Here is a 23,986-nt window from a genome sequence, read left to right on the forward strand (position 1 = left end):
TCACCGATTGCGCATACATCTCATCATAACGACCCGCGTCAACATGAGCGCCGGCTACCAACTCGGCCGATGGTGGAAATGTTTTGGACATGAGGACTCCTCCTGAAATTTTGCGTCAGGGAAAACAGAAAAGCCCCCGAATGCAAGGACACTTTGGTCCTGCATATTCGGGGGCTTGATGAAATTAGTTAGATTGCGAGGTATTCGGCGCGCAGCTGTTCGTTTTCCAAAACCTCGGCGGCGGACCCGTCAAACACAATCGAACCAGTGTCGAGGATCACCGCGCGGTCAGCCAATTGCAGGGCGCGCACAGCGTTTTGTTCCACGATGATGGTGGTCATGCCTTGCTCTTTGATCAAGCGCAGGGTCTTTTCGATTTCGTCAACGATAACCGGGGCTAGACCTTCGTAAGGTTCGTCCAACAACAGAACCTTGATGTCGCGGGCCAAGGCACGGGCGATCGACAACATCTGTTGCTCACCACCCGACAGGGTCACGCCCTCTTGGTTGCGACGTTCGCGCAGGCGCGGGAACAGATCATATAGACGATCCAGCGACCAGCCGATGGGCGGCGCGATCTGGGCCAGCTTGAGGTTTTCTTCCACTGTCAGGCCGGGGATGATGCAGCGATCTTCGGGGACAAGGCCAAGGCCATTTGTCGCCGCTTCATGCGATTTCATCAGGTGCAACGGCTTGTGATCCAGCCAAATCTCACCGTGGTTGACCTGCGGGTCGTCCATGCGTGCGATCGAGCGCAGCGTGGTGGTTTTACCGGCACCGTTCCGGCCTAAAAGCGCGAGAATCTCGCCCTCGTGGACGTTAAAGTTGATGCCTTGGACGATGTAGCTCTCACCGTAGTAAGAGTGCATATCCCAGACAGAAAGGAACGCGGGGGCCGTTTCGGCTTGGTTGGCGTTCTTGGAAAAATCCGGACGTACGTTCATGTCTTATCCTCTTTTGAGAAAGGGGGGCGGGGTCACCGCCCGCCCGATCAGACCTGTTGGGTCTCGCCCAGATAGGCTTCTTGTACTTTTGGATGGCCCTTAATGTTTTCGGGCGTATCCTCGACCAGTGGTGTGCCTTGGGCCAACACGGTGATGCGATCCGCCAAGGAGAACACTACATGCATGTCGTGTTCGATAATCGCGATGGTGATGTCGCGCTTTTCCTTGATCTCTTTGAGAAGATCGATCGTGTTGTTGGTATCGGCCCGCGCCATACCCGCTGTTGGTTCGTCAAGCAGCAGTAGCTTTGGATCCTGGACCAGACACATGGCCATTTCCAAACGCCGCTTGTCACCGCGTGACATCGAGGCCGAGTGCATCTCGCGCTTGTCGAGCATGTTGACCTCGGCAAGCATCTCTTCAGCTTGCTGGATCAGGCCTTTCTCGGCCTGAACACTTTCGATGGCGTGCAGGCGATAGGCCCCGTCACGTTTGGCAAACAGCGGGATCATCATGTTTTCCATCACCGTCAGATCACCAAAGATCTCAGGGGTTTGGAAAACGCGGGAAATACCCATCTGGTTGATTTCATGCGGGCTACGCCCCAGCACCGAATTGCCGTCAAACATGACAGAACCGGTGTCTGGGATCAGCTTGCCAACAAGGCAGTTAAGCAAGGTCGACTTGCCCGCGCCGTTGGGGCCGATGATGGCGTGGCAGGTGTTCTCCTTGACGCTGAGATTGACATCCCCCAGCGCTTGGAGGCCACCAAACCGTTTGCCTACGTCTTTGACTTCAAGAATTCCCATCCGTCTCTCTCCTTATTCCGCAGGCTCGGTTGAGGGTGATTTACCATCGTCGTCTTTGTCTTTCTTGCGCAAAGCCTTGGCGATACGCTGACCACCTTCGACGAGACCGCCGGGCAAGAAGGTCACGACAAGCATAAAGATCAGACCCAGTGTCAGGTGCCAGCCTTTGCCCACAAACGGGTGGATGACAGCAACCATGAAGTTTTCGATCCCATCAGGCAGGAAGCTAAACCACGTGTGCAACACGCCGTCATTGATCTTGGAGAAGATGTTCTCGAAGTACTTGATCATACCTGCGCCCAAGATTGGGCCGATCAAGGTGCCGACACCACCGAGGATGGTCATCAGAACAACTTCGCCCGATGCGGTCCACTGCATACGCTCAGCGCCGGCAAGTGGGTCCATCGAGGCCATCAAACCACCGGCCAGACCGGCATACATACCCGAGATCACAAAGGCCGCCAGAGTGTAGGGCTTTGGGTTCAGGCCGGTATAGTTCATCCGTGTCTGGTTTGATTTAATCGCTCGAAGCATCATGCCGAAAGGCGACCGGAAGATGCGGATCGACAGATAGAAGGCCGCGATCATGACGATGGCACAGACATAGTACCCAACCGAGAAGGTAAAGGTCCAAGGGCCAACAATCATGTCATAGGCCGAACGCATTTCCAGGCCAAACAAGTTGGTCACCGGGATCGAGCCATCGGCGGTCGCCGATACACCAAGGATGCGTGGGTCATCGAGCGTCACCTGCAGACCGGTTTCACCGTTGGTCAGCGGGGTCAGAACCGAATAGGCCAGTGCGAATGACATCTGGGCAAAGGCCAGTGTCAGGATCGAGAAGTAGATCCCGGTCCGACGTAGCGAGACCCAACCGATCAGCAGCGAGAACAGGCCCGCAATGATCACCGACAGGATGATCGCCGGCAGGATGTTCATGCTCAGCAGTTTGAACATCCAAACGGCCGAGTAGGACCCCACACCCAGAAACGCGGCGTGGCCAAAGGACAGGTAGCCTGTCAGACCGAACAGAATGTTAAAGCCGATTGCAAAGATCCCAAAGATAACAAAGCGTTGCATCAGGTCTGGGTAACCGGCGTTGAATTGTGCCATTCCGCTATCAGACGGGAACGGGTTTAGGATGAATGGTGCTAGCATCGTCAGAGCGACGACCACCAACAGCAAGGATGCGTCTTTTTTTCCAAGTCCAAGCATGGTCGTTTACTCCATCACGCCTTTGCGACCCATCAGACCGCGTGGGCGGACCAGAAGGATGATAATGGCGACAAGGTAGATGATGATTTGGTTGATGCCGGGGATGATGTCAGTCACCGCAGTCATCGAGGCAAAGCTTTCCAGAATTCCGAGCAAGAAGCCCGCGGCCACAGCGCCGGGCAGGGAGCCCATGCCGCCGACAACCACCACAACAAAGCTCAGGACCAAGAAGTCCATGCCCATATGATAGTTGGGCGCGTTGATCGGTCCGTACATCACACCAGCAAGACCAGCCACCGCAGCAGCAAGGCCAAACATCAGGGTAAAGCGTTTGTCGATGTCGATCCCCAAAAGTCCAACGGTTTCGCGATCCGCCATGCCCGCACGCACAACCATCCCAAAGGTGGTGAACTGCAAGAAGGCAAAGACAGCGCCGATGACAACAACGGAGAAGAAGAAGTAAACGATCCGCCAGACGGGATAGACAACACCTTCGGCCAGAACCGCAACACCGCTGAGCGCGTCAGGCGCAGGTGTCTGGATCGGATTGGCACCGTAAACGGCTTTGATCACCTCTTGCAAAACAATGGCGAGGCCAAAAGTCACAAGGATCTGGTCCGCATGTTCGCGTTTGTAGAAATGCTTGATCAATCCGCGTTCCATGATGAAACCAATGGCGATCATAATTGGAATGGCGAAGAGAACCGCCAAGGGCACCGACCAATCAATGATGGCTGCCCCCATTTCCGGACCAAACCAGCTTTCGACATAGGGGGTTTTGATAACCGCCGGATTGCCAAGGAAGTCTGTTTTGGTTGGATCAACTGTCTCATAGGACAGGTTCAACAGACGTTGCAGGAAAACGGAGCAGAAAGCGCCGATCATAAACAATGCCCCGTGGGCAAAGTTGACCACGCCGAGCGTGCCGAAGATAAGTGTTAGCCCGAGCGCGATCAGCGCATAGGCTGAGCCCTTATCGAGCCCATTCAGGATTTGCGTAAGGAATACGTCCATGACCCCACCATTGGGTTAAAGGTGCCGAAACCCCTTCGATAGATATCGAAGAGACCCAAGAATTTCCGAAGATTTCGAGAAACAGAGAAAGTGGCCCGGCCCCAGCGTTTGGGGACCGGGCCGAACTGTTTATGCGCCCGGGTTACAGGAGCCGAGCTGGCCGCCTGCGAACATTGGGTGCTCGGGATCGTAAGTTACCTGAGCAGCCGGGGTCACTTCGACAACTTCAAGAAGGTCGAACTCGGATGTTGGGTTCTCTTTACCCTTCACAACGAGAACGTCTTTGAAGCACTGGTGATCTTCGGCACGGTACAGTGTCTTACCGTTGCCCAGACCGTCGAACTCAAAGCCTTCCAGAGCTTCTGCAACACCACATGGGTTGAAGGTGCCGGCACGCTGACAGGCGTCTGCGTACAGCAGGGTCTGACAGTAAGTTGTGTGCGCAGCCTGGCTTGGCGGGAAGCCGTATTTGGTGCCGAAGGACTTAACGAAGGCTTTGGAACCCTCATCCTGTAGCGACCAGTGCCAGTTTGTCGAACCAAGGATGCCCTTGATGTTCTCACCCGCACCACGAGCCATCAGGCGCGAGAAGAGCGGAACAACGATTTCGAAGTTTTTGCCGTTGGCTTGTGCTTCGCGCAGGCCGAACTGAACAGCGTTGGTCAGCGAGTTGACCATGTTGCCGCCGTAGTGGTTCAGAACGAGAACGTCCGCACCCGAGTTCAGAACCGGAGCGATGTAGGACGAGAAGTCCGTCGAAGCCAGCGGTGTCAGAACGTTGTTAACGGTTTCCCAACCCAGAGCTTCGGTCGCGGCTGCGATCGATTCCTGCTGAGTCCAACCCCAGGTGTAGTCAGCAGTCAGGTGATAGGCTTTTCGGTCGTCGCCATAGAGGCCCTTGAGAACAGGGGCCAGCGCCGCGCCGGACATGTAACCGTTAAAGAAGTGACGGAAGCCGTTGGCTTTCTTGTCTTTGCCGGTTGTGTCGTTCGAGTGTGTCAGGCCAGCCATAAAGATGACGCCAGCTTCTTGGCACAGGCCCTGAACAGCAATCGCAACACCCGAAGAAGAGCCGCCAGTGATCATCACTGCGCCGTCTTTTTCGATCATCGATTTTGCCGATGCACGAGCTGCGTCTGATTTGGTCTGTGTATCGCCTGTGACGAACTCGACCTTTTTGCCGAGGATGCCGTCGCCTTTAAGCTCTTTGGAGCTAAAGGTGTTCAGCATGCCGCCGTCGCCACCACCATTGAGGTGCTCAACCGCCAGCTCATAGGCGCGGAGTTCGTCAGCACCCTCGTCAGCATAAGGACCGGTCTGTGGAACGTTGAAGCCCAGGGTCACCGATGCGCCTGTGGGCTCGTTGGTGTAGGCGGCCGCCGATGAGGCGGTGAAGATCGTCGGCAGAGCGACGCCGGCACCGGCAACGGCACCCGACTTGAGCACGCCACGACGTGTCAGGTTGGTCTTGGACATGAAAATCCTCCCATTTTTGAAATTGCAAATACGGGCTCCTCTTCCCGTAAATGCGCGCACGTTTGTGCAAAGCCAGTATGCGGCTGTAAAAGAAAATTGCGCAACAAGGGGTTTTGTCGCAACGGTTTTTTTGTCAATTAGTGAAAAGTAGACTAAGGTATTCTGTAAAGATTTTTATGTTGCGCCGCAGAAAGGCGCTGAAAAGACTAGGGAAACGCAGGGGAAAGCTGATGGCAAGGGACACCTTAACCGGAAGCCGCATCCGTGAACGACGGGTGGCTCAGGGGATAAAGCAGGCAGAACTGGCCCGACGGGCCGGAATCTCGGCCTCTTACCTCAACCTCATTGAACACAACCGACGCAGAATCGGCGGCAAGCTTTTGCTTGATATCGCCGAAGTTCTAAGCGTGGAACCGGCGTTGCTCACCGAAGGGGCAGGGGCGGCACTTATTGCCAGCCTGCGGGAGGCCGCGTCTGATATGCCGCAAGCGAGTGCCGAGCTTGACCGGGTGGATGAGTTCGCCGGTCGGTTTCCGGGTTGGGCCGAGCTGTTGTCGACTTGTCGCCAACGGATCACCGCGCTGGAACGCAATGTTGAAACGCTGACCGATCGTATGACCCATGACCCGCATCTGGCGGCGTCTTTGCATGAAATGTTGACAACGGTAACGGCGATCCGCTCGGCGGCCTCTATTTTGGCTGAGCCGGGCGAAATTGATCCCGATTGGCAAGCGCGATTTCACCGCAACATATATGAAGACAGCGCGCGATTGGCTGAAACTTCGCGCGGGTTGGTGACTTATCTTGAGGCCGATGACGAAACCGCCACCGAAACCGGTGCCCCACAAGAAGAAGTGGATGCGGTGCTTGAGGCCGCTGGGCACCATGTGCCGGAGCTGGAACGTGGTGAGCCGGAATCCGAAGCCTTGAAACGTTTGGGGCAATCCATTTCCGCCCCGGCAAAGGAGTTGCTGCAAAACTGGCTAAGCCGGTACGCACGTGATGCGCTGGCGTTGCCAATGAGTGCCTTGGTGCCCTTGATTGCTGAATTTGGTCCGGACCCGGCGGCCTTGTCGCAAACAACCGGAGCGGGGCCCGCGCAGGTTATGCGTCGGCTTGCTGCGATGCCACCAGATGTCTTGCCTGATCCGGTAGGTTTGGCCATCTGCGATGCGTCCGGAGTGCTAAGCTATCGCAAACCCTTGCCGGATTTTCCAATGCCGCGCTTTGGGGCGGCCTGTCCGCTTTGGCCGTTATATCGCGCCTTGAACCGGCCGATGGTGATCTTGTCACTGCCCGTCGTTCAGCAAGGTCGTGCGGGGGATGGTGTTTGGGTTGATGCGTTGGCGATGCCGGTTGGTGGGGTCGCTGTTAACAGTGATCCGATTTTTGAGGCGCATATGTTGGTGCGCCCCATGCCCCGAGATATCGATGCTATCACCCAGCCGGACGAAGTTGGGGTGAGCTGTCGGGTCTGCGCGAAACCCAACTGTATCGGACGCCGCGAACCGTCGATTTTAGCACCCATTGGTTGAACCATATTCGAGAAACTGTATCTATGCGCGACACGTGGCGATGTTCGATTATCCAAAACCGAACAATTGGTCACACCTTATTATATGACAGGCTTTTGACAGCGCGGATTTAATGGGCATAGTGGGGAGACAACCTGCGCCCAAATAACATAAAATGGGCCGCAGAAGGGCTATTGGGGGGGACATATGGCCGGGCATGTGCTTGTGATCGAGGACGAGCCGAACATCATTGAGGCGATCAAGTTCATCCTATCCCGCGAGGGGTGGAATGTCGCGACGCATTCCAATGGTGAGGACGCCGTAGATGTGGTGCGCGCCAAATCTCCTGATGTTTTGATTCTGGATGTGATGTTGCCTGGGCGATCGGGCTACGACATTCTGCGCGAGTTGCGCGGAGATGCGGCAACCGAGAATCTGCCGGTTCTGATGCTTACGGCACGCGGCCAAAGCAAAGATCGTGAAATGGCCGAACGGGCCGGTGCCAGCCGCTTTATGACCAAACCGTTTTCAAACGCCGAAGTGCTCGAAGCGGTGCGGGCCCTTGCCCCGGTATGAGCCAACAGGCTGGTAACGATATCCCCGAGGATCTGACAGAGAAAACCGGCGGGTCAGACAAGATCCCGCTGTTTGTCGAACGTCAGACCTATCGTCGCCGCCGATTGGTTGATGCGGCACGGGCTTTACCAGTTTTGGGAATTTTGCTGTGGCTCCTCCCTCTGCTTTGGGCGGTGCCTGAAACCTCGACAAGAGCGTCAACAGGGTTGATCTATGTTTTTGCGGTCTGGCTCGGCCTGCCGGTAATCGCGGGTGTCCTCATCCATGCGATGAATAGGCGCGCTCAACCGCCCCATCCCGAGGATGAGACATGACCAATCTCAATGCGTTGGCGGCGATTTCGATCCTTTATGTGTTGTTCCTGTTTGGCGTGGCCTTCTTTGCAGAGCGTGCGTCGCGTCGGGGACGCGCCAAATGGCTTCGTGCGCCAATTATCTACACGCTGTCACTGTCAATCTATTGCACCGCATGGACGTTTTATGGCGCGGTCGGTTCGGCGGCACGCAACGGGTTTGAGTACCTGACGATCTATCTCGGTCCGTCACTGGTGTTGATCGGGTGGTGGTGGGTGCTGCGCAAATTGGTGCGGATTGGCCGCGTTCAGCGGATCACCTCAATTGCTGACCTTATTTCGTCGCGTTATGGCAAATCCAACCTATTGGGTGTCGGCGTCACGCTTTTGGCGGTTATCGGCACCACGCCCTATATTGCGCTGCAGTTGCAGTCGGTTACCCTTTCTGTCGAAGTGTTCCACCACGCCACCCCCGGTGGGGTCGAAGAGCAAAGCACCGCGTTTTGGGTTGCCGTAGGGCTGGCGGTGTTCACCGTGATTTTCGGCACCCGGAACCTTGATGCCAATGAACGCCACCACGGCGTTGTCATGGCGATCGCGGTCGAAGCGATTGTGAAACTGGCCGCGTTGATGGCGGTTGGGATTTTTGTGGTCTGGGGGATTTCGGGCGGCGTCTCCGAAACGCTGGCGCGGATTGATGCCTCGGAACTGGGGCAATGGGAGGTCAACGGGGGCCGCTGGGCTGGCTTGATGTTCTTGTCCGCCGCCGCCTTTTTGTGCCTGCCACGTATGTTTCAGGTCATGGTTGTCGAAAACGACAATGATCAACAGCTGCGCATGGCGGCTTGGGCGTTCCCGCTTTACTTGATGCTGATGAGCCTGTTCATCGTTCCGATTGCGGTGGTCGGCCTTGATGTTTTGCCCGCCGGGTCAAACCCGGACCTATTCGTTCTGACTGTGCCGCTTGAATATGGCCAGAACGCTCTGGCATTGCTGAGCTTCTTGGGGGGCTTTAGTTCGGCGACCTCTATGGTGATCGTGGCGGCAATTGCCCTGTCGACCATGGTGTCGAACCATATTGTGATGCCAATCTGGCTGCGGTTGAACGAAAACATGGTCAGTGTGTCGGGCGACGTGCGTCACGTTGTTTTGTTGTCGCGGCGCTTGTCCATCGCGGGCGTTTTGTCGCTCGGCTACCTTTATTACTCGCAATCGGGTGGTGGCGCGGCTCTTTCTGTGATCGGGCTTGTGGCCTTTACAGGTGTTGCACAGGTGCTTCCGGCGATGCTTGGTGGGATATTCTGGCGCGGGGCAACTCGCATCGGTGCCTTGGCCGGGTTGACCGTCGGGTTTGTCGTCTGGCTCTATACATTATATCTGCCAAGCTTTGGCCCCGGTGCCATCATTCCAAAGAGCTTTTTTGAAAACGGCCCCTTTGGTATTGGCTGGCTACATCCCGAAGCCCTGTTTGGTATCTCGGGGATCGACCCCTTGCTACATGCGGTAATCTGGAGCCTGTCGCTTAACACCGTTGCGTTTTTTGTTGCATCTTTGGCCAGCTTCCCGTCACCGCTTGAACGCCTTCAAGGTGCGCAGTTCGTCAATATTCAGCAGGGAACGGGGGGCACCAGAAGCTGGAGCCATGGGGCCGCCGAGGCCGAAGACCTGATGGTTATGGCTCAGCGTATTTTGGGCGCAACAGATGCTCAGGCCTTGTTTTTACGCGAAGCGCGTCGACAGGGGTCTGAAACCCATCTGCCCGCGCCAACGCCAGAGTTTTTGCAGATATTGGAACGCGAACTAGCAGGGTCCGTTGGGGCTGCAACCGCCCATGCGATGGTCGGTCAGATCGTTGGCGGGATGAGCGTGTCGGTCGAAGACCTGATGGCTGTGGCGGATGAAACCGCGCAGATGATGGAGTATTCGGCGACGCTTGAGGCCCAGTCGCAAGAGTTGTCCCGCACAGCGGCGCAACTTCGCGCCGCGAACGACAAGCTGACAAGGCTATCTGTACAAAAAGACGCGTTTTTGAGTCAGATTAGTCATGAATTGCGCACTCCCATGACCTCGATCCGGGCCTTTTCGGAAATTTTGCGCGATGGCGATGGCATCACCCCCGAAGAGCAAAGCAAATACGCCTCGATTATCCATGACGAAGCTATTCGACTGACCCGCCTATTGGATGACTTGCTGGACCTGTCGGTGCTGGAAAATGGTCAGGTAAGCCTGAACTTGGGCGACGGCCTTTTGTGCGATGTTCTTGACCGCGCCGAGGCCGCGGCTTTGGCGTATGATGACAAACGTGGGTTGGAAATCATACGGGATGCCAGCAAAGAACAGGTCTGGTTGAACACAGATACGGAGCGGCTCAGCCAAGTCTTTATCAATCTGATCTCAAATGCGCGCAAATACTGTGATGCGCCGCAGCGTGTTTTGGAAATTCGCGTGACCAAAGGCGAAACCCTGAGTGTTGATTTCATCGACAACGGGTCCGGCGTCGCAACAGAAGCACAGGATGTGATTTTCGAAAAGTTTGCCCGTGTCAGTGACCAAAAGGCCGGTGGGGCCGGGCTTGGCTTGGCGATTTCACGTCAGATTGTGACACGGCTTGGCGGGGCTATTTCTTATTTACCCGGCGAGGGTGGAGCGGCCTTTCGGGTTGTTTTGCCGCTCGATCGGGCCTTGGCGGCGCAATAATTCCTAACATTTTGTTGGCGCGGTAAAGTGCTTGGTAACCAAATCCGTTCATAACCATCTTAGAAACGGTTTACGACGGGTGCATTCTCACGATGGCAGATGGGGCACGACAGGACGTTCTGGGCCAGAAGGCACAAGCGGCGCAACGTGCGTTTGAGGCACGGGGTATGTCCCCGTCCAAAGCGCTGCGCCGGGCCTTATCCCGGACAGCGGATGTATTGTGGGACCTTGCTTTGGTAACGCAAGGCGTCTCAGTAGAGATGCATGATCAGGACGGTGTTATTGACGGTCTTGGTCAACAGGATTTGTTGATTTTATTGGATGGGCCAGATGGGGCTCTGGGGCTTGCGTCTATTGAGCGCGAAGTGATGACTGCGATCATCGAAGTCCAAACCATTATGCAGGTCACGCAAATGCCGGTGGACGAGGACAGGGTTTTGACTCCGACCGATGCCGCCATGATGTCCCCGCTATTGGATGGCACATTGGAGAGGTTGGTTCAAAATCTCGACCATCATCCGCTTAGCCCTCAGCTTGAAGGCTTCAAATTTGGTGCGATGATCGAAGATGCCCGCGCTGCAAGCCTATTGTTAGATGCCTCCAGCTATAGGACGTTCCGGGCCGAGGTTGATCTGGCGCTTGGCCGACGCAAGGGGGCCTTGTCCATCATCCTGCCGGAACGCACCAGTGAGCAATTGGAAAACGCAGAAGGGGCCGATCCCGATGCTCCGGGACCACATGAAGACAAAATGGGCAGAATCCCGGCGCGATTGGACGCTGTATTGTCGCGTGTCACCATGACACTCAGTGAGGTCGAAGCCCTAAAATCCGGGGACTTGCTGCATCTCCCAACCGATGTTTTGGATCGGGTTGAACTGATCGCGGGCCGCAATCAGGTGGTTGCCAAGGGCAGGTTGGGTCAGTTGAACAACCTGCGTGCAGTTCGTCTAACATGGCCCGAAGCTCCAGCGGCCCCGATTGGTCAGCCGGAACCTGCGGCGGCTGGCGGTGAGGTGATGGATGGATTTGCGACTGATGTCGATCAGGACGCTCCAAGCTTGCCCGAGATTGACATGTCCAGCGACCTGCCGGCGTTAGAAATCGAAAACGGCGGCTTTGGTGGCGATCTCCCGGATATCGGATTGGGTGATTTGGGCAGTGATATGAGCACCGAAGATCAAATGTCTGATCTACCTGATCTTGATTTTGGTGCAGATGCGGCCGCATTTGATATGGATCTGGAAGCCGAAAGTGCCGATGCCGCTATGGCTGACCTTGGTGATTTCGACTTTGCGTCGGAACCGTTCGAGATTGAAGAAAGCTAAGCCCATTTAGGCTTAGCTTTTTAGATTTAGCCTTGAGCGATGGCGTCCAAAGTTGGGCGTAGTCCGGCCAAGTCATAGCCACCCTTTGCCGCCGCGTCCAAAATCGCATCCGTGCTTTGATGTCCGGCTTGTGACAGAGCCCAAATCACCGTGCTCCGCGTGCCAGACGCACAATAGGCCAGAACTGGGCCGTCGGCCGTTTGCGCCAGCTCATCCTGACGTGCGACATTTGCGGGGGTCATGGTTTGATGCGTGAGCGGCAAAACCTCGAACTCCAACCCCGCTGCACGCATCGCGGTGCCAACAGCTTCGGCTTGCAAGGCGGGCGGGTTTTCCGCGTCTGGGCGGTTGCAAATGACGCGGACAAAGCCCGCATCCTTGATGGCTTGCGCATCCTCCGGTGAAATCTGCGGGGACACGTGATAGGTCGGGGTAATTTGGCGCATATCCATGATGTTGAATTACTCCGCTGGGACAGGTCTGTCCAGCCGCGCCCGCAAGAATGGGGTCACGGCCATACCGACCAACATGGCAGCCACGAAAATATACAGGCTTGGACCACCATAGCTAAGTGATGCGATCGCCGGTCCGGGGCAAAGGCCCGCTAATCCCCAGCCCATGCCAAACATAACTGATCCTAGGATCAGACGCCCGTCAATCTTGGTCGATGGGGCGGGGGGCAGTGGGGTTCCGACCAAAGACGTCGTGCGCCGTTGGCGTATCAACCAGGCGATTGCCATCGGGATCATGGCCCCGCCCATGACAAAAGCCAAAGTCGGGTCCCAGTTGCCAAACACGTCTAGCCAGCCCTGGACCTTGGCCGTATCGGTCATGCCGGAGATGAACAGGCCAGCACCGAACAGGCCGCCTGAGATGAATGCGTAAACCAGATACATCAGATCACTCCCAGAAGGTGACGGAAGATAATGACACCAACACCGCCAGCAAGAATGTAGCAGCAGGTGGCCACAAAGCCGCGGATCGACAGACGCGACATGCCGCAAACACCGTGTCCGGACGTACAACCATTGGCCAAACGTGTGCCGATACCAACCAATAGGCCAGCCGCTGCAAGAACCCAGTAATTGTTGGTGATATGCGTGTCGACCTGACCATAATAGGGCATCAACAGGATCGGCATCAAAATGACACCGGCCAGAAAGATCAGCCGTTCCCATTTGGTATCAAGGCCCGACCCATCAATCAGCCCGCCGATGATCCCTGAGGCCCCCATGATGCGGCCGTTCCCAAGTAGGTAAACAGCACCGCCGGTGCCAATCAGCAAGCCGCCAATCAGCCCCCAAATCCAATCTATGTGCATTTTAGCGTTTCCTTGTTCGTCCTTTGGCCCCGGTTCGCGGCGAGGCCATTTTTGTTTGGTCGCGGTAAAGGCGTGTTGATCTTAAAGCTTGTTGACCGGCACCTTGAGAAAGACATCACCTTCTTCGTCGGCCTCGGGCATTTGCCCAGCACGCATGTTCACCTGCAACGATGGAATGATCAGCTTTGGCATCGCCAAAGAGGCATCTCGCGTGTCGCGCATCTCGATAAAGTCTTCTTTGGACTTGCCGTCGCCGACATGCACATTGGCGGCCTTTTGTTCACCAACGGTGCTTTCCCAAGCATAATGATCACGGCCCGGTGCCTTGTAGTCATGGCCGACAAAAATGCGCGTTTCATCGGGCAATGAGAGGATTTTCTGAACAGATTCAAACAGAACCTCAGATGATCCACCGGGGAAGTCACAGCGCGCGGTGCCAAAATCGGGCATAAACAATGTGTCACCCACAAAGGCCGCATCGCCGATCACGTAAGTCAGGCAGGCGGGTGTGTGGCCGGGCGTATGAAGCACATCGGCGCGCATTTGGCCGATCATCAAGCTGTCACCTTCGCGGAACAGTTGATCAAACTGCGACCCGTCGCGCTGAAACTCGGTGCCTTCGTTGAACACTTTGCCAAAGGTATCTTGCACCACGGTGATGCGATCCCCAATGCCGATTTTCCCACCCAGTTGCTCTTGGATGTAGGGGGCGGCGCTAAGATGGTCAGCATGGACATGGCTTTCCAGAAGCCAAGCGACCTCGTAACCTTTGTCTTTGACAAAAGCGATGACCGCGTCCGCAGATCGCGTGTCGGTGCGGCCAGATGAATAGTCAAAATCCAGCACGCTATCGATGATCGCACAGGTCATGCCATTTGGGTCGCGGACCACATAGGAAATCGTATTTGTGGCGTCGTCAAAAAATCCGGTGACTTCGGGTGTCATGATAAGCCCTCCGTGGGGTTGGGACGTTGTCTTGGAAAAACATATACGCAAAATAGAATATATTGCAAGAGTGCGGATCAGATTGACCTGCATCAAGGCCCGATTGTCTCCTTTCTGTCAGTTTATGGGGCGCAGTGCAAAGGGATCAATTCCATGTCACATCACAAGTATAAACTGACTCTTTTGAACCGGTTGCGTGAACTCGGGGTGCGTCTGGATGAGATCGAGGACGCCTTGGAGGCACCGCATTCAAAAGATTGGGAAGAAGCCGCCGTAGAGCGCGAGGACGAAGAAGTTCTTGAGCGACTCGGTCAAAGTGGGCAAGCTGAGATTGCGCGGATCAAGAGTGCACTCGCCCGTTTGGCGAGTGGTGAATACGGTTATTGTGCGAAATGCGGAGACGAAATTTCGGAGCAACGGCTTGAGGTTATTCCAGATACGCCCAATTGCGTGAAATGTGCGGCAGGATAATTTGACCTAGTCGCCACAGGCACCCAGAGGAGGGGACTGCCATGATTGAAGACCTGAAAACCCGGCTTGAGGAACTCCATCAGGAACTTGAAGTCGCGAATGACGAACAACGCGAAGAGGTGTTGGACCATCTTGAACAGGTGGTTCTGGGCCTTGAAGCCGAGGACGTGGCAATCCCCGGATGGGCGCGGGCACAGCTCGCCTCGCGTGTTGATGAGGCGGTTGAGGACATGTTTGACAACATGCCGGTCTAGCCCATTTAGCGTGACCCGAGTCTCTTTGGTCACGCTTTGAAACCGGTTTGGCGACGCGCTTGTGGATAACTTGCATGGCGCAGCGGTTTCGCGTCTAATTCTGTCAAAAGCAGCGTAAAAACGCGCAAAACGCTAGCCCTGCCATTGGCGGGGCGGCGGCATATGGGCAGAAAGAACGAAAAATGGCAGATTACATCGGCTATGACGTCGTTGACGGTGTTGCATTTCTAAGCGTGACACATCCTCCGGTGAATGCGCTTTCACAACCGGTGAGAGTGGATCTTTGGGCGGCGTTGGACAGGGCAGATCAAGACAGTTCCGTAAACGAAATTGTGGTGATGGGCACCGGCGCAACCTTTCCAGCCGGAGGGGAGTTGGGCGAGTTTGACAGCCCGAGTGAGCTTACCTCACCGCATTTGCGCGATTTGTGCCGCCATATGGAGGAGATGAGCAAGCCCATTGTCGCAGCGCTTCATGGCACCGTTTTTGGCGGTGGATGTGAGCTCGCCCTAGCCGCGCATTACCGACTTGCCTTGCGGGGAACGCGGCTTAGCCTACCAGAACTAAAACTTGGTCTTGTACCGGGGGCCGGGGCGACGCAAAGACTGCCGCGCCTTGTCGGGGCCAAAACGGCGTTAAGCATGCTTTTGGATTGCGCGGTTCTAACCGTGGACCGTGCGCCGGGGCAGGGGATGGTGGACGGCGTCTGTGAGGGGGACTTGCGGCAAGCGGCCCTGCAATACTGTCTAAAGTTGCGCCGCGACGGACACGAACCAACACGTTTGTCTGACCGTCGTGACGGTTTTGATGACATGGCGGCTTATCAAGATGCGATCAAAGAGCGCCGCAAGGCCCTTAAATCCGCAGACGAGGCCGCGGAGAGGATCATTGAGCTGGTCGAAGCAGCCCCCATGTTGCCCTTTGAAATTGGGCTGAATATGGAAGAAGACGCCCATGATACCAGTCTGGCCTCGGACGCGGCCAAAGCCTTGCGTCACAGTTTTCTAGCCGAACATCGCGCCCGGCGCTCCGCCGCAGCGGCCAAGAAAGAGCAACCCAAGATTGAGACAATCGCTGTTTTGGGGGCCGGACCCTTGGCCATGCAGATCACCGTTTCGGCGCTGAATGCGGGAATGGGGGTGCATTGGGGCGCGCGGGATGCGGCACGTTTGGACGAGGGGCGCAGCCAGATTGAAGAGGTGTTTCACAAGGGCGTCGAAAGTGGCGGGCTAAGCGTCGAGGGCAAAGATCAACGCATGGCGCGGTTAAAAACCGGCGCGAGTGCTGAGATGATTGATGGCACGGATATGATTTTGCACGCCGCGCGCGGGCAGGGCGATGTCCCGGCTCCGCGTCATCTTGTTCGGGCGGTGGCCATGGCGGCAAAGGTCGATGAGCTGGGCCTGCGCTTTGCTCCTCCGGTATTTGCGACCAAACTGGTTGAAATCGTTCAGGGCCCTGAGTGCAAAGAACATCAGATCGCGGCTGCGCGTGCCTTGGCCGAACGATTGGGTAAAGTCCCAGTTGTGGTGAAATCGACCGGCGATAGCGCCGCGGGCCGGATGTCGGCCGCTTTACAACGGGCGGCGGATGGGTTGATCGATCTCGGTGCCAATCCCTATGTGGTAGATGCGGCCTTGGTCGAGTGGGGCTGGACCAAGCCACCCTTTCAAAGCCGCGATACTTTGGGCCTTGAGGCGCTGGCCGAGGCCGAGCGTGGTGATGGGGCGCAAAACTGGTCGGCGATACTGTCCGAAGTTGGGCGCAATGGCTGGGTCAGCGGGGCCGGGTTCTATGATTGGGGGCCGGATGGCGCAAAACCCAGTGATGCGGTGCCACGTCTCATCAACGGATCACGCCCGCCAAAGGATATGAGTGACGAGGTGATTTGCGCGTTGATCATGGGGGCTTTGGCCAATGAGGGCACGCGTATGCTTGGGTCCGGCATGGTGCAAAACGCCGCTGATCTTGATCTGGTTTCCGTGCTCGCACTCGATTTCCCAAAGGCACATGGTGGGGTGATGAAAACCGTCAGTCAGATCGGTCTTTTTAAGGTTTTCAAAACCATGGAACGCGCTGGGCATCCGGACGTCGCGTTTTGGACACCGACGCCGATTTGGCAAGAGCTTATTAAAAACGGCAGGACCTTTGACAATATGTAAATGGCGGACATGCCAATGCTCCGCCCAACGAGGGATGTTGGGCGGGATTGGTCTGTTTTCTGCTCTGGTCTGAAATGCGGCGGCCGCCGGAACGGATCGTAATCCGGGGCGTGCCTTTGCCCCGGCCTTGATGCAGGGCGTCGCCCCGCCACACGCGCGTATCACGGGCCCCTGCACGGGACGTGATCCGGTTTTCAGTGGTTAACCACGGACAGGATCAGGCCAAGACATGAAGGACGCGTTAGTTTTGCGTTCGCTCTTGGGGCAACGGTCGATTAATTTTGGTGCTTAGCCCAGAAAAATGCCAAGGATGACGGCCATAAGGCCGAGCACGGAGAGCAACAAGGCCCCCATATTCAGCGGCACCATTTTACGCACCACATCGCGCAACTCGTCGTCGGTCAGGTTTTGGGAACGCGCACGCCAGACCTTGGCGATGCACCAGACCAGACCGAACAGCCCGATAAAGGAGACCACAGCGCCACCCCAGATAAGCCAGTCCATTTTCCACTCCCTTGCGCGTAAAATCGTTCTGGCAGGCGGTAAAGGAGGCTTTGGTTTGGTGCAACCCCTTGATGATGGCCCTCTGCGCTTGTAGCAAAGGGCAGACCGGCGGGTTCATGGCACCGGTTCCGCGGTGCCGGCCGCGGCAAAACGAAAACTGGGCCATTTGGCAGGAGTGCAAGATGCAGGATTCAGGATCTGACAGTTACGGCGTCGCCGCAGGTGAGCTTAAGCAGTTCATCGAGCGTTTGGAGCGTCTGGAAGAAGAGAAAAAAGAAGTTGCCGAGCAGATCAAAGAGGTGATGGCCGAAGCCAAAGGGCGCGGTTATGACACCAAAGTGATCCGCAAGGTTGTGGCGCTGCGCAAGCGGGACGCCGACGACATCGCCGAAGAAGAAGCAGTTTTGGAAATGTACAAATCTGCGCTGGGCATGGCCTAAGCCATTTAGCCTAAGGTGCTAGAATTGTGCCGAAAAATGCGGCCCGCCATTAGGTTGGGCCGTTTTTTTTTCGTCTAAGGCGCAATGACGGTCACACCGGGAATACGGCTGATCGTATATAGGTCATCTTCGTAAAGCTCGGTCAGCATATCAACATAGGTCGCGTCCCATCCGGGCAGGTCGAGTTCTTCTTCGATCTCATCCTCAAGCGCGTATTTGTCCAAAAACGCCGCCATGACCCGACGCTTTTGCATTTCGTTGATGTTGTGGTTTTCTTTGAGAAAGCCGCGAAAGCGTTTCATGCCTTCGGGGCTGATGATTTGGCTAAAGAGGTCAAAGGCACCGGTTATTTTGCGGGTCAATTCGATTCCGGCCATTTCGCGGATGATCTGGCCCCAAATTAACGGCGTGTCCTCGTTGCACCATAGGGTGATCGGCATTCCGGGCACCTGATCACGCAAGCGCCGGATCAGATCGGACCACCGAAATTGCATCGGGTCCACGCCTTGCAGAAAGTCCTGAAAATTAGTGTGAGGGGTAGCGGCGAAAGCGGCTGGCAAAAAGGTGGCCGGATCACGCAGACCCAAGTGCAGCTCAACCTCATCCACGGCAAAGATGTTTTGCAGGGTCTGCAAACGCCCCTCGGCCTTGCGATAGGTGCGCCCGCCCTCAAACATCAATTTCGGAACCGAAAAGAAGCTGTGATGGCTGAGGATGAGACGATCAACCTCGGCCTGATCCGCCTCCATGATGGCATCCAGAATAATTTCGCGGGTGTCCGGATTGATGCCACCTTTGCCCATCGTATTAAGCGCTTCGAGCAGGAATTTGCGGTACTTGGAGGGGCCGGGGATCGCAACACCTTCGTGACGCCAACTATCTGCATTGCGCAAAAGGCACTTGAGAATGCGATCTTCGTCCGTGCAATGGACGCCTGCGTGTAAAATAACCTGCATGTGGTTGTGTCTGATATCTAATTGGGGCTGAACTTTGTCAGCTGTTGCGCGTCAGGGCTTTTTGTTGGCTCGTGACTGCACTATAAGCTGGATCGCCCGGAGGTTAACAGCCCCTCAAGAAAGGTGCGCCCCATGACTGTGACCCAAACAGCCCCGATGCGGGCCAGATTGCGCCTTCCTAGCAAGTGGTCGGTTGGGGCAATTGTTATTGCTGCGATCGTCATCGCGCCGATTTTGGCAGTTTTGGGTCTAGCCCTGTTTCCAAAGGAAAACATCTGGCCGCATCTGATTTCGACCACTTTGCCACGTTATTTACGCAACACAGCGATCTTGATGGTGGGTGTTGGCGCATTGGCGGCCATGGTTGGGACGGGCGCGGCTTGGCTGATTTCTCGCTACGAATTTCCGGGACGGCGCTGGATGGAGTGGCTCTTGCTATTGCCATTGGCTATTCCGGCCTATGTCGGGGCCTACGCCTTGGTGGATTTTCTGGAATATGCTGGACCGGTGCAAACTGCGTTGCGCGATGTGTTTGGTTGGAAAACCTCACGCGATTATTGGTTCCCCGAAATTCGCAGCATGGGGGCTGCGATCCTTGTGCTCGCGGCGGCCATGTACCCCTATGTCTACCTTCTGGCGCGCGCGGCGTTTCGCGAACAAAGCTCGGCCTCCGAAGAAGTCGCCCAGTCACTGGGGGCAGGGGCTTGGGGGCGGTTTTGGCGTGTTGGCCTTCCTTTGGCACGTCCGGCAATCGCGGCAGGCGTCGCCATTGTGATGATGGAAAGCGTCAATGATTTCGGCACGGTCGACTATTTTGCTGTGCAAACCCTAACCACGGGTATTTTCACCGTCTGGCTTGAGGCTAACAATGCCGGTGGCGCAGCGCAAATCGCGTCGGTCGTGTTGATACTGGTGATCATGTTGGTGGCTTTGGAAAAAATCTCCCGCCGCCGCATGCGCTATTTCAACCTGTCGACACGTCACCGCCCTGTCGCGCGCAAAGCGTTGAACCGTCGCGTTGGTTGGCTGATGTTGCTGGCCTGTTTTGTCCCGTTTTTCATGGGGTTCTTGTTGCCTGCCGGAGTCATCCTAAGCCACGCTTTGGATAACGCCGACAATTGGCGCGACCCAGCGCTTTGGGAGGCCGGTTTGAATACGTTGACCGTCGGCGGCATTGCCGCGGTTGTGACGGTGGCGGCCGGGGTATTTCTTGTCTACGGGGTGCGCCTAACCGGGCGCAAATTGCCCCGGCTCCTGTTGCCGATCACAACCATCGGCTACGCAGCCCCCGGCGCAGTGCTAGGTGTCGGTATTTTGATCCCGCTGGCGTTTTTGGATAACAGGGTGGCGGACGCAATCTTTGGCCTAACCGATGTCGACATCGGGCTTGTGATGACCGGGTCGGCCTTTGCACTGATTCTCTCGTATTGCGTGCGATTCTTTGCCATTGCCCAAGGCGCGGCAGATGCGGCAATGGGCCGTGTGTCGCCGAATCTTGCTTTGGCGGCGCGGTCTTTGGGCCGTAATCAAGGGCAGGTGCTTGGCGCAGTCTATTACCCGCTTATGCGCGCCTCTGTGGCCTCTGCTTTGCTTCTGGTTTTCGTGGATTGCGTCAAGGAATTGCCAGCAACCTTGCTTTTGCGCCCATTTAACTATGATACCTTGGCAACCAGGGTCCACGAACAGGCCTCTTTGGAGGCTCTGGGCGACGCTGCCCCGGCGGCAATTTTGGTTATTTTAACCGGTCTTGCAGCTGTTGGACTTTTAGCACGCGCAAACCGATAATTTAGGCTTGCAAACCCCGCCGAGTTTTTCTATTCCACCCGAACGGTGCCCCTATAGCTCAGCTGGTAGAGCAACTGATTTGTAATCAGTAGGTCCGCGGTTCGAGTCCGTGTGGGGGCACCATTTTTCAAATAAAATCAAACAGTTAGATGACCCGTCTTGCGCGCCGTTGGGAGTCAAAAAAATCCGGAAGCTTATCGGAGGCCGATTTTCGGAAGCTCCACGGGTTGAGATGCCGCAACAGTTTCAGATTTTTGCAGAATCACCCTTGCTCGACGCTGAGATCAAAAATGAACCAAACGCCACGAACTGATCCGTTTCAGTCACGTCTCAAATTGACATAGAAGGGCGGGGAGACGACTTTCTCCGCATGTGCGAGAAAACAAGGTCGGGCGGGTAAAAGCCGACGCTCAATTAGGCCGCTCTGAGCTCCAGTTTCGCCCCCCATCCCCACTCCGAGCCCAACCGGCTCATACGTTATGGTACAGCGAACGACGGCTTTTGTCTTCGCACAGCTTACTTGGCTAGTTCGCCAAAGCCACACGGCGCACGATGTAGCCTTATTTGAGATTGGCAGAAGTGTCGTTTCAAATCGGGAAATTGACCATCACTTAACAGACAGCCTGTCGACCGCGCAGTCAGAGGTGGTATTGCTATCCTTACATGTATCTGCCAAGTTTGGTTCTGTAGGATTCGGCCTATTGCCCCGGCCATGGTATCATTGAATGAGTTCGGAATTTGTCATTTGCCCTGAGTGCGGACACGAAAACGACTATTCGGTTGCGAACTGTCGATGCGGGCGTTTTATCGGTTTTCCAAATCGACGTGATGCTGCGGAGCAGCAAGCTGAACTGGAAACGCGATACTCCAAGGCAATCTCTAGTGCATGTTCTCGCGGCGTAGATGCGCTGATTGACGAACTTGCGCTCCTGGTGACAAACGCAACACCTGTGATTTGCATGTCGATCGAAGCAGCCGACGACATCACGCGTGGCGCAAAATACAAAAATTACCACAGCCGAGTAGATCGCGGTGAGCGAAATTTGGCCGCAAAGATCAATGAGTCCGCCCGCACGTTGGCGGAAGCAAAGCTGTATCCTGGTTTCTTCATGAAGATACACTACGCCGCGCTGTCCACTAATGGTCGCGGTCTAGTCAACTATGGCGATCTGGCGTTGAGCTGGAAGGTCACAGAACAATACCTAGAACGGCGAATTTCCGTCCACGAAGAAAACTCGTTTGACTTCTATAATAGGCATTCGCTCGGTGACCAAAATACCCCGCCTCCCAAGGGGTATGCCGGAGTTTGGGGTGATCGAAAGAAAGTTGTGACAGCGAAATTGGAAGCGAGGCTTACCCCAGGAACGAGCACAACGTCGATCGCGGGCATGGTCCTCGGGAACGGAACGGGTCGTGAGACGGACGATTTTGTTGAGGTCGCGGTGTATGAAGACAAGGGTATCGATGCACTAGACCTGCAAAGCGTTACGGTGCAAAATCCGCCAACGAACGGAGTAAATCAACAGAGACTGGAACTAGTCGAGGCTACGTGCGCCACGCGCGGAATTGCCTTCTTCACTTGAAACGAAATGCTAGCAACAAATGCATATCTCTCAGGCTCACTTGGCCAGGCGGTTTTCCGAGTGGATGATGTATTCAAGATTATCGACGGCCCGGAATCCGAGATTCGCGACCCTCTCAAAAACGAACTTCAGATTTTCTTTGGTAGTTCGATGTCGTTGGCACCGGCAAATGACCAAGGTGCCCCAATCGAAATTTCCCATATTCGTCAAATTCTGAAGAAGGAGTGCGACTTTTTCTCGGCGCTTGATGGACTTTTGGTCGGCATGGATCCGGAATTCCCCAAAAAAATCAGAGCTCGATCCATTCGGACTGCGGACCGTCTGTTATCGTCGGACCGTGACCTCGAGCGACGGGTGCGCCAGAGCTTTCTTGTGCCGGTCAATTCACAAGAATGGGATCCCGGTGGGGGACTACATTTTGCGGAGGAGTTCTCCGCGGAACATGCTAAGAGTCTTTACTGGCCAATGGCGACGTAGATCGAATCGTCGATGAGATCAAAATCGTGACCTTTGAAGCCAAAGGCGCGGGCGTGGTGGGTGCAACCGCGGTCGATACCATTGTCCGGTCTGGCATAATTGGTTCGATCATAATGCATCAAAACGTTTCTCCAACTACGCCGGTGTCTGCACTCATCTTTAGAAAGCAGGAATTCGGCGATTTCGAACACGTCGATCCTTCAGGTCAAATACTGGCGTCTATTCTGCGCAATCTTGAGTCTCAAGGTCGTCGACAGTTCGAAGTGGCGACTAATGGAATTGACGATTCTATTGAAGAAGTAGCATCTGAGTACGACGAGGATCCGATTCTTGTCGAATTTGAAGGCGCAATAGAGAAAATCCGAGAGCGAAGGTCACGTTTAGCGTCGTTCACGTCTATTGAACTAGAAAGCATCCAGAAAGAAATAGATTGGATATCGGACAGGCTCGGTGCAGGGCGAATTGTGCAGGTTGAGAATGCTCTAATAGATCTCATCCGTCGGCAATCAAACGGAAGTCAAATCGAACACCTAGTCAAGACAATTAGCTCAGTTGCGGATCGTGCCCGGAAAGCGAGAGAATTCGAATTTGCAGTTAGACTTCTTGAATTAATATTTTATTCAAATGCTGTTGATGCTCCTGCAATGAGCCTGCGTGCAGAAGTCCTTTGCGATCTCGGGCAGTTCAGCGAGGCTTTGGCCGCCTATGACGCGGCGATCGATCGGTTCCCGGAAAACGCCGTTGCCCGAAACGGGCGGGCGGAGGTGCTGCGCAATCTCGGACAGTTCAGCGAGGCTTTGGCCGCCTATGACGCGGCGATCGATCGGTTCCCAGAAAACGCCGTTGCCCGAAACGGGCGGGCGGAGGTGCTGCGCGATCTCGGACAGTTCAGCGAGGCCTTGGCCGCCTATGACGCGGCGATCGATCGGTTCCCGGAAGACGCCTTTGCCCGAACCGGGCAGGCGGAGGTGCTGCGCGATCTCGGACGGTTCAGCGAGGCCTTGGCCGCCTATGACGCGGCGATCGATCGGTTCCCGGAAGACGCCGTTGCCCGAAACGGGCGGGCGGAGGTGCTGCGCGATCTCGGACAGTTCAGCGAGGCCTTGGCCGCCTATGACGCGGCGATCGATCGGTTCCCAGAAAACGCCGTTGCCCGAAACGGGCGGGCGGAGGTGCTGCGCGATCTCGGACAGTTCAGCGAGGCCTTGGCCGCCTATGACGCGGCG

Annotated in this window: 24 protein-coding genes and 1 tRNA gene; 14 read left to right on the top strand and 11 right to left on the bottom strand. The window is 55.7% G+C overall.

Going from position 1 to position 23,986, the window contains the following annotated elements:
* Positions 1-188: 188 nt before the first annotated feature.
* From Q1A43_RS22070 to Q1A43_RS22090, 5 genes are all read right to left on the bottom strand, one after another.
* Positions 189-944, bottom strand: coding sequence for an ABC transporter ATP-binding protein (locus Q1A43_RS22070; protein ID WP_299930319.1), 756 nt, complete (start codon positions 942-944; stop codon positions 189-191).
* A gap of 47 nt (positions 945-991) precedes the next feature.
* On the bottom strand, positions 992-1,753 hold the full coding sequence (locus tag Q1A43_RS22075; RefSeq protein WP_299930316.1) for an ABC transporter ATP-binding protein: 762 nt from the start codon (positions 1,751-1,753) through the stop codon (positions 992-994).
* Between the two features lie 12 nt (positions 1,754-1,765).
* Positions 1,766-2,968, bottom strand: a complete 1,203-nt coding sequence (locus tag Q1A43_RS22080; protein WP_299930313.1) for a branched-chain amino acid ABC transporter permease — start codon at positions 2,966-2,968, stop codon at positions 1,766-1,768.
* 6 nt (positions 2,969-2,974) lie between these two features.
* Positions 2,975-3,982 (bottom strand): branched-chain amino acid ABC transporter permease, encoded by a 1,008-nt coding sequence (locus Q1A43_RS22085; protein WP_299930310.1) that lies wholly within the window; start codon positions 3,980-3,982, stop codon positions 2,975-2,977.
* Between the two features lie 129 nt (positions 3,983-4,111).
* Positions 4,112-5,458: a substrate-binding protein gene (locus tag Q1A43_RS22090; RefSeq protein ID WP_299930307.1), complete on the bottom strand. Its 1,347-nt coding sequence runs from the start codon at positions 5,456-5,458 to the stop codon at positions 4,112-4,114.
* Between the two features lie 230 nt (positions 5,459-5,688).
* On the opposite strand from Q1A43_RS22090, the gene Q1A43_RS22095 reads away from it, so the two are divergent.
* From Q1A43_RS22095 to Q1A43_RS22115, 5 genes are all read left to right on the top strand, one after another.
* Positions 5,689-6,993, top strand: a complete 1,305-nt coding sequence (locus tag Q1A43_RS22095) for a helix-turn-helix domain-containing protein (protein WP_299939006.1) — start codon at positions 5,689-5,691, stop codon at positions 6,991-6,993.
* Between the two features lie 186 nt (positions 6,994-7,179).
* Positions 7,180-7,548 carry a response regulator gene (locus tag Q1A43_RS22100; RefSeq protein WP_299930299.1) on the top strand — a complete coding sequence of 123 codons (369 nt, stop codon included), beginning with the start codon at positions 7,180-7,182 and terminating at the stop codon, positions 7,546-7,548.
* Positions 7,545-7,862 (top strand): hypothetical protein, encoded by a 318-nt coding sequence (locus Q1A43_RS22105; RefSeq protein ID WP_299930296.1) that lies wholly within the window; start codon positions 7,545-7,547, stop codon positions 7,860-7,862. The genes Q1A43_RS22100 and Q1A43_RS22105 overlap by 4 nt, the downstream gene beginning before the upstream one ends.
* Entirely contained in the window at positions 7,859-10,537 is a 2,679-nt protein-coding gene (locus tag Q1A43_RS22110; protein WP_299930293.1) for an ATP-binding protein, read from the top strand. Before Q1A43_RS22105 ends, Q1A43_RS22110 begins: the two co-directional genes overlap by 4 nt.
* A 92-nt stretch (positions 10,538-10,629) precedes the next feature.
* Complete coding sequence (locus Q1A43_RS22115; RefSeq protein ID WP_299930290.1) at positions 10,630-11,862, top strand: FliM/FliN family flagellar motor C-terminal domain-containing protein; 1,233 nt, start codon at positions 10,630-10,632, stop codon at positions 11,860-11,862.
* Positions 11,863-11,888: 26 nt separating this feature from the next.
* On the opposite strand, the gene Q1A43_RS22120 is transcribed toward Q1A43_RS22115, so the two are convergent.
* The 4 genes from Q1A43_RS22120 to Q1A43_RS22135 form a co-directional block, all read right to left on the bottom strand.
* Positions 11,889-12,314: a TIGR01244 family sulfur transferase gene (locus tag Q1A43_RS22120; RefSeq protein ID WP_299930288.1), complete on the bottom strand. Its 426-nt coding sequence runs from the start codon at positions 12,312-12,314 to the stop codon at positions 11,889-11,891.
* A gap of 9 nt (positions 12,315-12,323) precedes the next feature.
* A complete protein-coding gene (locus Q1A43_RS22125) occupies positions 12,324-12,761 on the bottom strand; it encodes a DUF6691 family protein (protein WP_299939024.1) in 438 nt (145 codons plus the stop codon).
* Entirely contained in the window at positions 12,758-13,183 is a 426-nt protein-coding gene (locus tag Q1A43_RS22130; RefSeq protein ID WP_299939008.1) for a YeeE/YedE thiosulfate transporter family protein, read from the bottom strand. The genes Q1A43_RS22125 and Q1A43_RS22130 overlap by 4 nt, the downstream gene beginning before the upstream one ends.
* Positions 13,184-13,264: 81 nt before the next feature.
* On the bottom strand, positions 13,265-14,128 hold the full coding sequence (locus Q1A43_RS22135) for an MBL fold metallo-hydrolase (protein WP_299939010.1): 864 nt from the start codon (positions 14,126-14,128) through the stop codon (positions 13,265-13,267).
* Positions 14,129-14,281: 153 nt separating this feature from the next.
* Here Q1A43_RS22135 and Q1A43_RS22140 point away from each other — a divergent pair, with 153 nt between their 5' ends.
* From Q1A43_RS22140 to Q1A43_RS22150, 3 genes are all read left to right on the top strand, one after another.
* Complete coding sequence (locus tag Q1A43_RS22140; protein WP_299930276.1) at positions 14,282-14,599, top strand: TraR/DksA family transcriptional regulator; 318 nt, start codon at positions 14,282-14,284, stop codon at positions 14,597-14,599.
* Between the two features lie 41 nt (positions 14,600-14,640).
* Complete coding sequence (locus tag Q1A43_RS22145) at positions 14,641-14,853, top strand: hypothetical protein (protein WP_299930273.1); 213 nt, start codon at positions 14,641-14,643, stop codon at positions 14,851-14,853.
* Between the two features lie 182 nt (positions 14,854-15,035).
* Positions 15,036-17,015 (top strand): enoyl-CoA hydratase-related protein, encoded by a 1,980-nt coding sequence (locus Q1A43_RS22150; protein WP_299939012.1) that lies wholly within the window; start codon positions 15,036-15,038, stop codon positions 17,013-17,015.
* 288 nt (positions 17,016-17,303) lie between these two features.
* Here the strand turns inward: Q1A43_RS22150 and Q1A43_RS22155 are convergent, their stop codons facing one another.
* Positions 17,304-17,519 carry a hypothetical protein gene (locus Q1A43_RS22155; RefSeq protein WP_299930268.1) on the bottom strand — a complete coding sequence of 72 codons (216 nt, stop codon included), beginning with the start codon at positions 17,517-17,519 and terminating at the stop codon, positions 17,304-17,306.
* A gap of 182 nt (positions 17,520-17,701) precedes the next feature.
* On the opposite strand from Q1A43_RS22155, the gene Q1A43_RS22160 reads away from it, so the two are divergent.
* Positions 17,702-17,959, top strand: a complete 258-nt coding sequence (locus Q1A43_RS22160; RefSeq protein ID WP_299930265.1) for a DUF2312 domain-containing protein — start codon at positions 17,702-17,704, stop codon at positions 17,957-17,959.
* A 74-nt stretch (positions 17,960-18,033) separates the two neighbouring features.
* On the opposite strand, the gene Q1A43_RS22165 is transcribed toward Q1A43_RS22160, so the two are convergent.
* Entirely contained in the window at positions 18,034-18,915 is an 882-nt protein-coding gene (locus Q1A43_RS22165; RefSeq protein WP_299939014.1) for a hypothetical protein, read from the bottom strand.
* 132 nt (positions 18,916-19,047) lie between these two features.
* On the opposite strand from Q1A43_RS22165, the gene Q1A43_RS22170 reads away from it, so the two are divergent.
* The 5 genes from Q1A43_RS22170 to Q1A43_RS22190 all read left to right on the top strand — a co-directional run.
* Positions 19,048-20,700, top strand: coding sequence for an iron ABC transporter permease (locus Q1A43_RS22170; protein WP_299939015.1), 1,653 nt, complete (start codon positions 19,048-19,050; stop codon positions 20,698-20,700).
* 47 nt (positions 20,701-20,747) lie between these two features.
* Positions 20,748-20,823 (top strand) — tRNA-Thr (locus tag Q1A43_RS22175).
* Between the two features lie 602 nt (positions 20,824-21,425).
* The gene (locus tag Q1A43_RS22180) at positions 21,426-22,283 is read left to right on the top strand and encodes a hypothetical protein (protein ID WP_299939017.1); all 858 of its coding nucleotides are present in this window, start codon (positions 21,426-21,428) and stop codon (positions 22,281-22,283) included.
* A gap of 60 nt (positions 22,284-22,343) precedes the next feature.
* Positions 22,344-22,760, top strand: a complete 417-nt coding sequence (locus Q1A43_RS22185; protein WP_299939020.1) for a hypothetical protein — start codon at positions 22,344-22,346, stop codon at positions 22,758-22,760.
* Positions 22,761-22,786: 26 nt separating this feature from the next.
* Positions 22,787-23,986 (top strand): tetratricopeptide repeat protein (locus Q1A43_RS22190; protein WP_299939022.1); only part of this gene is annotated, 1,200 nt, incomplete at its 3' end.

This window comes from uncultured Pelagimonas sp., from assembly GCF_947498515.1.
Classification (GTDB): Bacteria; Pseudomonadota; Alphaproteobacteria; order Rhodobacterales; family Rhodobacteraceae; genus Pelagimonas.